At 39.6% G+C, this 14881-nt stretch carries 8 protein-coding genes, 2 tRNA genes and 3 rRNA genes; 9 read left to right on the plus strand and 4 right to left on the minus strand.

The features are described from left to right. Positions 1–89 precede the first annotated feature (89 nt). From FLUTA_RS11955 to FLUTA_RS11995, 9 genes are all read left to right on the plus strand, one after another. On the plus strand, positions 90–1949 hold the full coding sequence (locus FLUTA_RS11955; RefSeq protein ID WP_013687143.1) for a peptide MFS transporter: 1860 nt from the start codon (positions 90–92) through the stop codon (positions 1947–1949). 65 nt (positions 1950–2014) lie between these two features. Continuing rightward, positions 2015–3667, plus strand: a complete 1653-nt coding sequence (locus tag FLUTA_RS11960) for a peptide MFS transporter (protein ID WP_013687144.1) — start codon at positions 2015–2017, stop codon at positions 3665–3667. 22 nt (positions 3668–3689) lie between these two features. Further along, on the plus strand, positions 3690–4283 hold the full coding sequence (locus FLUTA_RS11965; RefSeq protein WP_013687145.1) for a hypothetical protein: 594 nt from the start codon (positions 3690–3692) through the stop codon (positions 4281–4283). A 724-nt stretch (positions 4284–5007) separates the two neighbouring features. Beyond that, positions 5008–6532, plus strand: a 16S ribosomal RNA gene (locus FLUTA_RS11970). 99 nt (positions 6533–6631) lie between these two features. Then, positions 6632–6708, plus strand: a tRNA-Ile gene (locus FLUTA_RS11975). A gap of 31 nt (positions 6709–6739) precedes the next feature. Further along, a tRNA-Ala gene (locus tag FLUTA_RS11980) sits at positions 6740–6813 on the plus strand. Between the two features lie 148 nt (positions 6814–6961). After that, positions 6962–9839, plus strand: a 23S ribosomal RNA gene (locus FLUTA_RS11985). Positions 9840–9962: 123 nt separating this feature from the next. Further along, a 5S ribosomal RNA gene (rrf, locus tag FLUTA_RS11990) occupies positions 9963–10076 on the plus strand. The 16S, 23S and 5S rRNA genes sit together here with 2 tRNA genes alongside, the layout of an rRNA operon. A 354-nt stretch (positions 10077–10430) precedes the next feature. After that, entirely contained in the window at positions 10431–11129 is a 699-nt protein-coding gene (locus tag FLUTA_RS11995; RefSeq protein WP_013687146.1) for an MBL fold metallo-hydrolase, read from the plus strand. On the opposite strand, the gene FLUTA_RS12000 is transcribed toward FLUTA_RS11995, so the two are convergent. The 4 genes from FLUTA_RS12000 to paaE are packed head-to-tail and all read right to left on the minus strand — an operon-like array spanning position 11126 to position 14872. After that, the gene (locus tag FLUTA_RS12000) at positions 11126–12055 is read right to left on the minus strand and encodes a tRNA dihydrouridine synthase (protein ID WP_013687147.1); all 930 of its coding nucleotides are present in this window, start codon (positions 12053–12055) and stop codon (positions 11126–11128) included. The two genes, FLUTA_RS11995 and FLUTA_RS12000, sit on opposite strands and share 4 nt — an antisense overlap. Positions 12056–12061: 6 nt before the next feature. After that, the gene (locus FLUTA_RS12005) at positions 12062–12733 is read right to left on the minus strand and encodes an SDR family NAD(P)-dependent oxidoreductase (protein WP_013687148.1); all 672 of its coding nucleotides are present in this window, start codon (positions 12731–12733) and stop codon (positions 12062–12064) included. Next, complete coding sequence (locus FLUTA_RS12010) at positions 12726–13799, minus strand: 2Fe-2S iron-sulfur cluster-binding protein (protein ID WP_013687149.1); 1074 nt, start codon at positions 13797–13799, stop codon at positions 12726–12728. Before FLUTA_RS12010 ends, FLUTA_RS12005 begins: the two co-directional genes overlap by 8 nt. Before the next feature lie 2 nt (positions 13800–13801). Next, positions 13802–14872, minus strand: a complete 1071-nt coding sequence (gene paaE / locus FLUTA_RS12015; protein WP_013687150.1) for a 1,2-phenylacetyl-CoA epoxidase subunit PaaE — start codon at positions 14870–14872, stop codon at positions 13802–13804. Positions 14873–14881: the final 9 nt, after the last annotated feature.

The raw sequence follows: 14881 nt of genomic DNA on the forward strand, positions 1-14881 counted from the left end.
CATTAAACTAATAGTTAAAATTAAAACAATCTGAATCAATCAACCAATTTTTACCTATTTTCACCGACGCTAAAAAATTAAATCGAAATATGGAAAATTCGACCCCGAAAGGACATCCAAAAGGATTGTATTTATTGTTTACCACTGAAATGTGGGAACGTTTCTCGTATTATGGGATGCGTGCAATCTTTACTCTATTCTTAATCAAAGCATTGATGTTTGATAAAGAAACTGCATCAGGAATTTATGGTTCTTATACAAGTTTGGTATATTTAACGCCAATTATTGGAGGATATTTTGCTGATAATATTTGGGGGAATAGGAAGTCTATTTTTGTTGGTGGTATTATGATGGCAATTGGACAGTTGTTTATGTTCTTATCAGCATCTGTCTATCAGAATCAGAGTTTGGCCTTAATATTAATGATTGTTGGTTTAACATGTTTGATTTTTGGAAATGGATTCTTTAAACCGAATATTTCGACATTAGTTGGACAATTATATGCAGAAACAGACAAACGAAAAGATGCCGCTTACACCATTTTTTACATGGGTATCAACTTGGGGGCATTTATAGCTCCATTGCTTTGTGGATTCTTGGGTGAGAGATATGATTCTGCTGGAGAGGCAATTCCGGGGGCATTCAAATGGGGATTCCTTTGTGCATGTATAGGGATGATCATTTCAGTGATTACGTTTGAAATGAGAAAAAACAAAGTATTGGTTACACCAGAAGGAGAGCCAATTGGAGTTGTACCAAACGTACAGAGACTTTCAGCTGATCAAATGGGTGAAGCTCAAACTGGTAAAAAATCAAAAAACAACATCTATATTGGCGTTCTAGTTGGAATGATTCTATTGGTATTGTTGCGTTTCTTTGTCTTCATGGCAGAAGATGAAAGTACAATAGACATGGTAAATAATTACATTTCGTCAGCTATTTTCGCGATTTCCATTAGTATTCCATTAATCATTATTACAGATAAATCTTTAAGTAAAATTGAGAAACAACGTATTTGGGTAATATTTATCGTTGCATTCTTCGTAATCTTTTTCTGGGCCGCATTTGAGCAGGCCGGTGCTTCTTTGACATTCTTTGCGGCTGAACAAACGAATAGAGATATCCTAGGATTTTCAATGCCTGCAAGTTGGTTTAATAGTTTCAATGCCGTATTTATTGTTCTTTTAGCTCCGCTTATTTCTATTCTTTGGACGAAATTGGCTAAGAAAAATCTAGAGCCTGCATCACCGTATAAACAAGCATTTGGATTATTGTTTTTAGCACTAGGTTATGTGTTTATCGCAATTGGAGTTGACGGAGTTGAGCCAGGGGTGAAAGTGAGTATTATTTGGTTAACAGGATTGTATTTTATTCACACGATTGGTGAGTTATTCTTGTCTCCGATTGGACTTTCAATGGTGAATAAATTGGCACCAGTTCGCTTTGCATCTTTATTGATGGGGGTTTGGTTCTTAAGTACAGCTGCTGCAAATAACTTCGCTGGCTTCTTGAGCTCATTCTACCCAGATCCAGTTTTGAATGCTACAGAAGTTAGAGCTTTGGAAAAAGAATTCACTACAAATACATACAAATGTTATTTGGTTGCGGATGAAGTGAAAACTGCTACGATTGCTGATACCGTTAAAGTAATTGATGAGAAGGGTAAGGCTGTTGAGGTGAAATTCTCCGATATTAAATTTGATCGCCTTCTTCCTGAAGTGAAAAATAAAGAAGACAAAAAGACAATTGAGGCGAATGCTAAGCTTATTCAAGAGAAAAAAATTGAATTTGCCAAGAGAGCAGTCAATAAGAAAAAATCATTCCTAGGAATACAGATTACAGATTTGAAATCATTCTTTTGGCTTTTTGTATATTTGGCAGGAGGTTCAGCTGTTATTTTATTCTTGTTGAGCAAATTGTTAGTAAAAATGATGAATGGGGTGAAATAACAGCTCCATATTCTATAAATTTAAAGTCCCCGTTAATCGGGGACTTTTTTAGTTAAAAGAGAATTATGAAACAACGCAAACACCCCCAAGCACTCCCTTTTTTATTCCTTTCAGAAATGTGGGAACGTTTTGGTTATTATTTAATGATTGGAATTTTCACCTTCTATTTAAAGGATAGTACGCAAGGTTTTGAAATGTCAGAAGCAGAATCGGCCAGCTTATATGGAACGTTCATTGCTTTGGTCTTTTTTACACCGTTTATTGGTGGACTTCTTGCCGATCGTGTTTTAGGTTACCGCGTGCCAATTGTAATTGGTGGACTTTTGATGGGGGTCGGATATTGTATGATGGGAATACATTCCTACACGATGTTGTATTCAGGAATGGTTTTGGTGATTTTAGGAAATGGACTTTTCAAACCAAATATTTCAACTCTTTTAGGAAACCTCTATAATAAGGACCAATTCATCAACCAGAAAGATGAAGGTTACAACATTTTCTATATGGGGATTAATATAGGTGCTTTCGTTTGTAATATTGTTTCAGCATTCTTGATTAACAAGTATGGATATTCAGTCGCATTCATTGGTGCTGGAGTTGGAATGTTCATTGGTGTAATTGTATTTCTTTTGGGGAATAAACATTATACAGAAGGTGACGTTAAGAAAGTAGCTGTTCCTGGTGAAAAAGCTTGGTGGATTGATTTGTTAATTGTGGTTGTTCCAGCAATCCTTTTCGCAATCATTGGATACTTTATTAATGGTGTTCCTTCTGAAACAAATGAACATTCCTTCTTGGTGAAGGACGATGTGACGGATGCATTCCTTTTTGCGTGTATTCCTGTAATTTTCTTTTTTGGGTATGTGCTATTCACTGCTCCAAAACATGAACGAAGAGTAGTTAGTGCAATTTTAGTTGTGTGTATTGCGGTGATTCCTTTTTGGGCAATTTTCAAGCAGAATGGAACTGTATTGAATACTTGGGCAAATAATTACACCAATAGAGATGTGCCAAGTTCCATGAAAAACGGCTTGAAGAGCATGTACTTGGCAGATACTATCAACTATTCAAAAGCAGAGAAGCCGAGTCCAGTTCTCGATAAGCATTTTAGAAAGATTGGGAAAGAGGAAGCTATTCAGTATCCGAGCTATTTTAAAAATTACGAAAATACTCCAAAGTTGAAAGAAGGGGAGCAAGTGGTGGTCTTCAATTCGAATATCTTTCAATCTGTGAATCCGTTTTGGGTAATTGTTTTGACTCCTTTAATAGTAGGGATATTCAGATTCCTGCGTTTAAGAAAGTTGGAACCGTCTATTCCGATTAAGTTTGTTCTAGGTTTGTTCATTACAGGTCTATCTTGTTTGGTAATGGTTGCAGCAGCAAATGCATCAATGAACGGTGAAGTAAAATCGAGTTATTGGTGGTTCTTCGGCGCTTATGGGGTTATAACTATTGGAGAATTGTGTTTGTCACCTATTGGATTGTCTATGGTTTCCAAATTATCTCCAGCAAGATTAACCGCATTATTGATGGGAGCTTGGTTTATTTCTACGTCAATCGGGAATAAATTAAGTGGGGTTCTTGCATCTTTGTGGGATGAATATGATGATAAAGCTTCATTCTTCATGTTGAACTTTTACTTAATGATGGGTGCAACCCTTATTTTGATTGTCCTATTACCTTGGTTATTGAAAGTGTTTAGAGAACAGAAGAAATAAAATCTGCATACATTTAATAAAAATGAGAAAGTTTATTCCTTGGATTGTATTATTTGCTATTCTGCTATCAGTAGTTCCAGCATTGTTAATTTATCAGCAATTGGTATCTGCGAAAGTTGTTGGAGTGATATTGATACTAATTGTTACTGTAGCCCTTCGAATTTGGTTGAGAAATGCTTTAAAGAAGAAATTATCGAATGATGGGGTGAAGTTTAATGTAAATCATCGCTACTATTTGAATGAAATCAGTCCGATATACCGACTAATGTCAAAGTCTGAAAAGAAAATCTTGGAAAAACGGATGGGAAAACTGATTGCTGATTTGCAATTTGACGATACAACACGTGATCAATTAAATGTAGATGACATGTTATCTTATGCCTTGTTGCAAATATTGACTGTATATAATGAGTCCTATAAATCCCTTAAAGGGAAGATGATTGTCTTTGATCAAACAAATAATTCGGGCGAATTGAAGATTTCTGATGGGAAATTCATCTTAATAAACCCCACTTTACTACAAAATACATTAAAAAACACTTCAACTATTGAGTCATTACTCGTATCTAAACAGCCAATAATCGAGCAATTGAAGGCTTTGTACTACAACAACTGATATTTTCTCATTTTTTTTCGCCCAGATAACGAATATATTATCAGTGTGTTATGAGTTTATTTTCAAATCCTTCAAAAATAACTTTACAAAAAGCTTGTAAAAGTAAAAGAAGTGGGTACCTTTGCCCCCGCTTAGAACGATAAGCACTTTGGAAACGGAGGGATTTGAAAAGATAAAAGGTCATCAAAAAAAAGTTTTTAAGAAAAGCTTGTTAGAATAAAAAAGATGATTACTTTTGCACCCCGCTTAGAACGCTAAGCACAGGTGTTAACCTGAAAGGAGTTGAGAAGAAGGAAAAAAAAGTAATCAAAAAAAAGTTTTTAAAAAGCTTGCAAGAATAAAAAAGATGATTACCTTTGCACCCCGCTTAACAACGGAAAGCCAGCAGACGAGCGGTTTTAAAATGAAATAAGAGTTTAGAAAAAACTTTAAAATATTTTTCACAAACACTTGTTAAAAAGAAAAACTTGCTTACCTTTGCAACCCCGAAACACTAAAGGGAAATAAAAAAGAGAACAACGGTTCGCTTTTAAAATTGAAAACGAAAGCTTAGCTTTTATATAAAGAAAGACAAAATTAACAACGGTTATAAAATTAAGTCTTACAGTTAATAAAGAGTTGACCCTCTTAGTAACGACAAAAAAGTTCTTTGACAGATTAGGAAATAAGGAAACAGCGTAAACAGAAAAATTAAACGAGCACATCAACAAATTCAAAGTTTTTTACAACGGAGAGTTTGATCCTGGCTCAGGATGAACGCTAGCGGCAGGCCTAACACATGCAAGTCGAGGGGTAGCAGGATAAAGCTTGCTTTATTGCTGACGACCGGCGCACGGGTGCGTAACGCGTATGCAACCTACCTTATACTGGGGTATAGCCCGGAGAAATTCGGATTAATCCCCCATAGTATTATTGAATCGCATGGTTTGATAATTAAAGGTTACGGTATAAGATGGGCATGCGTCCCATTAGCTAGATGGTGAGGTAACGGCTCACCATGGCGACGATGGGTAGGGGGCCTGAGAGGGTGGTCCCCCACACTGGTACTGAGACACGGACCAGACTCCTACGGGAGGCAGCAGTGAGGAATATTGGTCAATGGGCGCAAGCCTGAACCAGCCATGCCGCGTGCAGGAAGACGGTCCTATGGATTGTAAACTGCTTTTATTAGGGAATAAACCTCTTTACGTGTAGAGAGCTGAAGGTACCTAATGAATAAGCACCGGCTAACTCCGTGCCAGCAGCCGCGGTAATACGGAGGGTGCAAGCGTTATCCGGAATCATTGGGTTTAAAGGGTCCGCAGGCGGTCTTATAAGTCAGTGGTGAAATCCTACAGCTCAACTGTAGAACTGCCATTGATACTGTAAGACTTGAATTCGATCGAAGTGGGCGGAATATGACATGTAGCGGTGAAATGCTTAGATATGTCATAGAACACCGATAGCGAAGGCAGCTCACTAGGTCTGGATTGACGCTCAGGGACGAAAGCGTGGGGAGCAAACAGGATTAGATACCCTGGTAGTCCACGCCGTAAACTATCAATACTCGTTCTCAGCCCTTTAGGGGTTGGGGACCAAGCGAAAGTGATAAGTATTGCACCTGGGGAGTACGATCGCAAGGTTGAAACTCAAAGGAATTGACGGGGGCCCGCACAAGCGGTGGAGCATGTGGTTTAATTCGATGATACGCGAGGAACCTTACCAGGGCTTAAATGTAGAGGGAATATAGTGGAAACATTATAGTCTTCGGACCGTCTACAAGGTGCTGCATGGCTGTCGTCAGCTCGTGCCGTGAGGTGTTGGGTTAAGTCCCGCAACGAGCGCAACCCCTATCTTTAGTTGCCAGCGAGTCATGTCGGGGACTCTAAAGAAACTGCCTACGCAAGTAGTGAGGAAGGCGGGGACGACGTCAAGTCATCACGGCCCTTACGTCCTGGGCCACACACGTGCTACAATGGTCGGTACAGAGGGCAGCTACCTAGCGATAGGATGCGAATCTCGAAAGCCGATCTCAGTTCGGATTGGAGTCTGCAACTCGACTCTATGAAGCTGGAATCGCTAGTAATCGCGCATCAGCCATGGCGCGGTGAATACGTTCCCGGGCCTTGTACACACCGCCCGTCAAACAATGGAAGCTGGGGGTGCCTGAAGTCGGTAACCGTAAGGAGCTGCCTAGGGTAAAACTAGTAACTGGTGTTAAGTCGTAACAAGGTAGCCGTACCGGAAGGTGCGGCTGGAACATCTCCTTTCTAGAGGCTCGTTTAGTCGTAAACGTTGTTTCCATTTCTTAATCTATTGAAATTAAAAGTCCTCCCCTTACAGGAGTCAGAAAGTAGGAGGGACTAAACAGTCCCGTAGCTCAGTTGGTTAGAGCACTACACTGATAATGTAGGGGTCAGCGGTTCAAATCCGCTCGGGACTACCACTTTGAATAAATATTTCTATATTTTTCAATTGGGGGATTAGCTCAGCTGGCTAGAGCGCCTGCCTTGCACGCAGGAGGTCATCGGTTCGACTCCGATATTCTCCACTTTTTAATCAGACAACGGTTTGATTTTTATTAAAATTAGGATGCTAGTCATCATTTGGTCTAAAACTTAAGTGTTTTTGTTCTGAACTATAAAGTTCTTTGACATATTGGAATTGATTGAAGTAATAAGAATAATTAGTAGAGATATTAATAAGTTACTAAGGGCACACGGGGGATGCCTTGGCTCTCAGAGGCGAAGAAAGACGTGATAAGCTGCGATAAGCTACGGGGATTTGCAAATAAGATTTGATCCGTAGATTTCTGAATGGGGAAACCTAGCTAGTTGAAGACTAGTTACACGTAAGTGGGCGAACGCGCTGAACTGAAACATCTAAGTAGGCGTAGGAAGAGAAAACAATAGTGATTTCCGGAGTAGCGGCGAGCGAAATGGAAATAGCCCAAACCAGGTTTGTTTCGGCAGATCTGGGGTTGTAGGACTACGATGTGGACTATTATATTATAGAGGAAGCGTTTGGAAATTCGCTCCATAGAAGGTGAAAGGCCTGTACTCGAAATAGTATAATTACCTAGTAGTATCCTGAGTAGGGCGGGACATGTGAAATCCTGTCTGAATCAACCGGAACCATCCGGTAAGGCTAAATACTCCTGAGAGACCGATAGCGAACGAGTACCGTGAGGGAAAGGTGAAAAGAACCCTGAACAAGGGAGTGAAATAGACCCTGAAACCGTGTGCCTACAAGCGGTCGGAGCCTTAATTGGTGACGGCGTGCCTTTTGCATAATGATCCTACGAGTTACTCCTCATTGGCAAGGTTAAGGTATTAAGTACCGGAGCCGAAGCGAAAGCGAGTCTGAATAGGGCGCTTTAGTCAGTGGGGGTAGACGCGAAACCTTGTGATCTACCCATGGGCAGGTTGAAGTTCCAGTAACATGGAATGGAGGACCGAACCGATAAACGTTGAAAAGTTTCCGGATGACCTGTGGGTAGGGGTGAAAGGCCAATCAAACTGGGAAATAGCTCGTACTCCCCGAAATGCATTTAGGTGCAGCGTTGTGGTAGAGTCATATAGAGGTAGAGCTACTGATTGGACTAGGGGGCTTCACCGCCTACCAAATCCTGACAAACTCCGAATGCTATATGATATACACAGCAGTGAGGGCATGGGTGCTAAGGTCCATGTCCGAGAGGGAAAGAACCCAGACCATCAGCTAAGGTCCCCAAATATACACTAAGTTGAACTAACGTTGTGCGGTTGCATTGACAGCTAGGATGTTGGCTTGGAAGCAGCCATTCATTTAAAGAGTGCGTAACAGCTCACTAGTCGAGCGATCGTGCGTGGATAATAAGCGGGCATTAAGTGTATTACCGAAGCTATGGATTCGTAATTTATTACGTCTGGTAGGGGAGCATTCTAGTCAGCGTCGAAGGTGCATGGTGATGTGTGCTGGAGCGGCTAGAAAAGCAAATGTAGGAATAAGTAACGATAATGCAGGCGAGAAACCTGCACACCGAAAGACTAAGGTTTTCTGGGCGACGCTAATCGTCCCAGAGTTAGTCGGGACCTAACGCGAACCCGAAGGGGGTAGTGGATGGCAAACGGGTTAATATTCCCGTACTTGCTTTAACTGCGATGGGGTGACGGAGTATTGAAAGGACCGCGCACTGACGGAATAGTGCGTTGAAGGTTGTAGCTATATTTTGGATAGTTAAATGCGTTCAGAATGGCAAAGACCGATAGTACCGCGCGGCTTCGGCCAAGTGGATAGTGTCCCTAAAAGCTTCCAAGAAAAACCTCTAAGCTTCAGGTTAAAGCAACTCGTACCGTAAACCGACACAGGTAGTCGAGGAGAGAATCCTAAGGTGCTCGAGTGATTCATGGCTAAGGAACTAGGCAAAATGGTCTCGTAACTTCGGGAGAAGAGACGCCACAGCAATGTGGCCGCAGTGAATAGGCCCAGGCGACTGTTTATCAAAAACACATGGCTTTGCAAAATCGAAAGATGAAGTATAAGGCCTGACACCTGCCCGGTGCTGGAAGGTTAAGAGGAGATGTTAGTTTCGGCGAAGCATTGAATTGAAGCCCCAGTAAACGGCGGCCGTAACTATAACGGTCCTAAGGTAGCGAAATTCCTTGTCGGGTAAGTTCCGACCTGCACGAATGGTGTAACGATCTGGGTACTGTCTCAGCCATGAGCTCGGTGAAATTGTAGTATCGGTGAAGATGCCGATTACCCGCAACGGGACGAAAAGACCCCGTGAACCTTTACTATAGCTTCACATTGATATTGGGTAATTCATGTGTAGGATAGGTTGGAGACTTTGAGGCTGCGTCGCTAGGCGTAGATTAGTCGTCCTTGAAATACAACCCTTGAATTATCTGATGTCTAATTCTCCTCTGGGGAAGACATTGTGTGGTGGGTAGTTTGACTGGGGTGGTCGCCTCCAAAAGAGTAACGGAGGCTCCTAAAGGTACCCTCAGCACGCTTGGTAACCGTGCGTAGAGTGTAATGGCATAAGGGTGCTTGACTGAGAGACCGACAAGTCGACCAGGTAGGAAACTAGAGCATAGTGATCCGGTGGTTCCGTATGGAAGGGCCATCGCTCAAAGGATAAAAGGTACTCCGGGGATAACAGGCTGATCACTCCCAAGAGCTCACATCGACGGAGTGGTTTGGCACCTCGATGTCGGCTCGTCACATCCTGGGGCTGGAGAAGGTCCCAAGGGTTGGGCTGTTCGCCCATTAAAGTGGCACGCGAGCTGGGTTCAGAACGTCGTGAGACAGTTCGGTCTCTATCTGTTGTGGGCGTTAGAAATTTGAGAGGACCTGCCTCTAGTACGAGAGGACCGGGGTGGACGAACCTCTGGTGTACCTGTTGTGGCGCCAGCTGCATCGCAGGGTAGCTATGTTCGGATGAGATAAGCGCTGAAAGCATCTAAGCACGAAACTCACCTCAAGATGAGATTTCTTTTAAGGGTCGTGGAAGACGACCACGTTGATAGGCTACAGGTGTAAAGACAGTAATGTCAAAGCCGAGTAGTACTAATTACCCGTAGACTTATAATACCTCTTTTTCTTATTACTTCAATCGCCAATTCGTCAAGATCTTAAGAAATTAAGAATGATGAATCAAGAATGCAGAGATTAACTTCTCATAATTCAACATTCATAACTCATCATTCCACGATTTTAGGTGTCTATAGCAACGAGGTCCACCTCTTCCCATTCCGAACAGAGAAGTTAAGCCCGTTAGCGCTGATGGTACTGCCCTTTTGAGGGTGGGAGAGTAAGTCGATGCCACTTTTATAAAGCCGTTCCCAAAAGGAGCGGCTTTTTTTTGTCCATATTTTTGAAGTTGGGAGAGTATCCCGATAGCTATCGGGACGATGCCACTTTTATAAACCCTTACAGTTTTCTGTAAGGGTTTTTTTGTGACCTTTTTTTGGGAAGGAATGTTGTACCTCGTTCTTGATCATAAGGAACTGTCAGTGGCCTAATTGATGAGAGAGACCCTGATAACTGTCCGAACAATGTCACTTTTATAAAGGCAATTTCCCATAAAGGAATGGCTTTTTGTGTTTATACCTTTTAAAGAAAATGATTATAAAGAACTTTTTGAACGATTTATTCTCATCAAATTTTGACTAATTTTAAAGAATGAAATTTCGAAAATTAAATGATGATTGTTCTTGGTTGTGGGAATTGAATGGACTTAAAATAATTGTCGATCCTTGGTTTACACCTTCTCAAATTGATGGTCATCGTTTGTTTAGTGAACAGTTTCATCAAACACCCCAGCCTTCTGTCTCAAGCCTGACTCAGATAGATTTTCTCTTTATTTCTAACCCATTTACGGATCATTGTAATAAAGAAACACTCTTGCAATTTGATTCTTCTATCCCCGTTATTGCCAAAAGAAGTATCTTGAAAAAAATTGGAAAATGGAACCATTTTAACTCTTTAATTGGATTAGAAGATTCTCCAATTGTAGTTACAGAGTATAAACCAAGTCAATTTTTAGATTTGGTACACAGTGCTTATTTGTTTGAATTGAAGGATGGGACTATTCTATTTGCTCCTCATGGAGCGAAAACAAAACAACTGCCTAAAGCTGATATATTGATTAGTACGACAACTTTGTATCATTTGCCATTTTGGCTTGGAGGAACTGTTAATTTGGGTATAAAGAGTGCGAAGACTCTCTACGAGAGATGTGGAGCTGAATTATTTTTGTCAACCCATGATGAACGTAAACTTGGAAAAGGACTTGTAGAAAAATTGGCTATTAAAGACTATGTTTCAGATGCAGATTTTGTAACTTATCTTAAATCAGGTCAGGAAATTTCTTTTGATTAAACCATCTCAATGATAAACTCATTGAAATCTTCAATGAGTTTTGCTTTCTTCAACTTGCGATAAAGTTGTTTTCCATCAGAAAGACCTTCAGAAAGGTATTCCCAGTAAGATTTCATTTTACTTAATGCGTATCCGCGGTCTGGATTACATTCCAATAAGCTTTCAGTCAGTAAGCCCGAGAATTTTAGTAGTTTGTTTCGGTAAACTTCACTAGAGTCAAAGATACCTGTTTTTATCTCGTCAAAAATACAAGGGTTTATCATCGCTCCTCTTCCAATCATCCAGTTATTAATACCTGAAAATTTCTTTTGAAGAAACTCAAAGTCTTCTTTGGATTGAATGTCACCATTATAAGTAAGTGAATGGTCGGTTAGTGAGATACATTCTAGAAATCGCTCGTGATCACAAGTTCCATTGTATAGTTGTTTCGCATTACGAGCATGTATAATAATTTCGGTCAAAGGATAATTATTCAACGCAGGAAGGAATTCAATAATTTCTTGTGTGCTTTCCAAACCCATTCTCATTTTAATTCCAATTCCGAGTTTTGTTTTTGGAAGAATACTATCCAAAAGCCTTAAAATTTCGTCGGGTTTATTTAATATTCCTGCCCCTAGGTTCTTATTTGTGACCATTGGATATGGACATCCCATATTCCAATTAACTTCGGTGTATCCCAATGATTCTATATAATCGGCCATCACAAAGAAATCATCTTTATTGCAAGCCATTAGTTGAGGAACAATTTTTTGAAAAGGATTATTCTTGACAAGAATATCTATTTTCGGATTATTCTTGATAGTGCCATCATTGTTCAGTTTTAAATAGGGAGCATAGAATTTATCGACATTCGAATAAACTTGCTGATGTGCATTTCGAAAGTGATAATCGGTATATGTCTGCAAAGGCGCTAAGGCTAATTGCATCAGACCTTAAGGATTGGAAACACTAACTGGAATGATTTTTCCATGAAAGTATTTACCATTATTCATTGTGAAATCAACTATGAATTCAGCAATTTCAGCTGGTTGGTGAGGTGCTTTGTAACCTGGGAAAGCTTCTTCCATCATTTCTGTTTGAACAGCTCCTAAACACAAACAATTGATTGAAATTCCAGAATTTTTAAATTCTTCCGCCAATAATTCTGTCAATGAAACCAAAGCCGCTTTTGAAGTGGAATATGCCGCTAAACCTGGGAATTTAGAACTTCCCTGAAAACCTCCAATCGATGAAATCATAACGATATGACTACCTGATTTCATTTTTGGAATACAAATTTGCGTGATTTCCATAACAGATAATACATTCACTTGATAGCAATTGTGAATATCTTCCCTAGTCAATTCTAAAAAAGGTTTTACGGCAATAAAACCAGCATTGTGGATCAGGTAATCGATCTGATCAATCTCTGAAATTGCCTTTTCGAAATCAGATTTGATTGTCGGGCTTAAAAGGTCCAAATGAATAGAATGCACCTTATTGTCGGAACCATTTTGTAAATTTCGTGCAAAGCCAAATGTCTCCAAATCTTTAGCAGCAAATTGATGAACCAATTCTTTACCAATTCCTCTGCTAGCACCGATAACTAAAACAGTTTTAGACATCGAAATCTAATTTTAAGACTTCACTCGTTGGATGTGATTGACAAGTTAAAATATATCCTTCTTTTACTTCTTCATCGGTTAAGGCATAGTTGATAGTCATTTGTGCACTTCCTTCTATTATTTTCGCCTTACATGTACAGCAAACACCGCCTTTACATGAGAATGGAACATCCATACCTGATTGGTCTAGAGCATCCAAAATACTTTTTCCATTGGTAGCGAGTTCTATTCTTTTTACTTCTCCATCCAAAATGGCACTTACTTGAGAAATACCTGTAAAATTACCGACAACGGTAGTTTCTTCCTGTTTCATCAAGACTGGTGTCGTAAATAATTCGAAGTGAATTTTTTCTTTAGCAATTCCAAAGACATTTAGAACCTCTTGAATTCCCATAATCATTTCTTCAGGACCACAGATGTAAAAACCATCGGCTCTCAGAAGGGATAATTCAGATTTGATTAATTCGCTAATAGTATGTTTGTCTAATCTTCCTTCTTGATGTCCTTCATTTTTTTCTTGACTGAAGAAAAAGGTGGTAGTAACATTTGGAAAGGCTTTGATTTCATCTATGAAAAATGCTGTTTCCATTTTTGAATTTCCGTAAATCAAACGCATTTTTTGATTCGCGCCTAATGATTTGGCAAAAGACATAAATGGAGTAATTCCACTTCCTGCTGCAAAACAGACAATGTTTGGTGCTTTTGGATCCAATTTGAAATTACCTAAGGGAAAATCTAGCTCAATTTCCTCGCCAGCTTTTAATTCATTTACCAAATAATTTGAAACAAGCCCTTTGTCAATTGCCTTTACAGCAACAGCCAAATTTTTCTCGTTTGGTCCGCTACAAATGGAATACGAACGTGAATGTTTTGTTCCGTTCAAAGTCAGATGAACATTTACATATTGTCCTGGCTCATGAACAAATTGATCTTTCAAATCTGAAGGGATTTCAAAGTGAATACGACTTCCTACAGCAGTAATACGCTCGTTATTTGCAACTGTAACTATTCCAGAACGCGATTTTTTCGAACCAGAATCTTTTTTGAATTTTGAAAATAAACCCATAATTAATCGTCAAATGATACTGTTAATTTCTCTGAAGTAGGGTGCGCTTGGCAAGTTAAAATGTATCCTGCTTCAACTTCATCTTTTTCAAGTGCATAATTGACATCCATCACTGCATTTCCTTCCAATATTTTAGCTTTACAAGTACAGCAAACACCACCTTTACATGCATAAGGTAAGTCTGCGCCAGCTTGATAGCCTGCTTCTAAAATAGATGTTCCAGCTGTATTTAAGTCAACTTCTATGCGATCTCCATCTAAAATGATGGTTACTTTCGCTAGAACATTTTGATCCGTTGGAATCACTACTTTTGCTTGAGATCCAGCAGTTTTTGTTCCAAATAATTCGAAATGAATCTTGTTTTCAGCAACTCCTGATTGCATCATCGCATTTTTCACGGCATGAATCATTTCTTCTGGCCCACATGAATATACGGCATCAATTGTTTCTCCACGAAGTAGTGTTCGACCAATTAATTCTACCTTTTCTTGGTCAATACGCCCTTTTTGTAAAGGATTTCCTAAACTTTCTCTACTCAAAACATGAACGAGTTGAAAGCGATTGATGTATTTATTTTTTAATCCTTCTAATTCTTCTCTAAAAATAATGCTTGCAAAACCTTTATTACCATAAATAAGAGTTACGGTGCTCATCGGCTCGTTAGCCAAGATTGTTTTAGCAATCGAAATAATTGGTGTAATTCCACTTCCAGCTGCAAAAAGTGCATAATTCTTCGTTGCACTAATTTCAGGAGTTACTTGAAAATGACCACTTGGAGTCATTACATCCAGAACTTCTCCAATTTTTAAATCAGAAGTAGCCCAAGAGGAAAATTTTCCATCTTCAACGCGTTTCACGGCTACTCGTAACTCACCATCTTGTGGTGTAGCACAAATGGAATATGATCGTCTTAGTTCTTCACCGTCAATTATTTTTCGAATGGTAATGTATTGACCAGATATAAATTGGTAATCATTCGCCAGTTCTGATGGGATATCGAAAGCAATTGAAACAGTATCAATCGTTTCTTTTCTTATATCTTGAACAACTAAAGGATGAAATTTCGGAGTCATTTCTGATTT

It is taken from the genome of Fluviicola taffensis DSM 16823, assembly GCF_000194605.1.
GTDB lineage: Bacteria > Bacteroidota > Bacteroidia > Flavobacteriales_D > Crocinitomicaceae > Fluviicola > Fluviicola taffensis.

What these genes read in the sequence shown, in the direction of transcription:
- FLUTA_RS11995 (WP_013687146.1), top strand. Translation starts at nt 10,431, where the DNA reads ATGAAATTTCGAAAATTAAATGATGATTGTTCTTGGTTGTGGGAATTG.
- FLUTA_RS12000 (WP_013687147.1), bottom strand. Translation starts at nt 12,055, where the DNA reads ATGCAATTAGCCTTAGCGCCTTTGCAGACATATACCGATTATCACTTT.
- FLUTA_RS11965 (WP_013687145.1), top strand. Translation starts at nt 3,690, where the DNA reads ATGAGAAAGTTTATTCCTTGGATTGTATTATTTGCTATTCTGCTATCA.
- FLUTA_RS12005 (WP_013687148.1), bottom strand. Translation starts at nt 12,733, where the DNA reads ATGTCTAAAACTGTTTTAGTTATCGGTGCTAGCAGAGGAATTGGTAAA.
- FLUTA_RS11960 (WP_013687144.1), top strand. Translation starts at nt 2,015, where the DNA reads ATGAAACAACGCAAACACCCCCAAGCACTCCCTTTTTTATTCCTTTCA.
- FLUTA_RS12010 (WP_013687149.1), bottom strand. Translation starts at nt 13,799, where the DNA reads ATGGGTTTATTTTCAAAATTCAAAAAAGATTCTGGTTCGAAAAAATCG.
- paaE (WP_013687150.1), bottom strand. Translation starts at nt 14,872, where the DNA reads ATGACTCCGAAATTTCATCCTTTAGTTGTTCAAGATATAAGAAAAGAA.
- FLUTA_RS11955 (WP_013687143.1), top strand. Translation starts at nt 90, where the DNA reads ATGGAAAATTCGACCCCGAAAGGACATCCAAAAGGATTGTATTTATTG.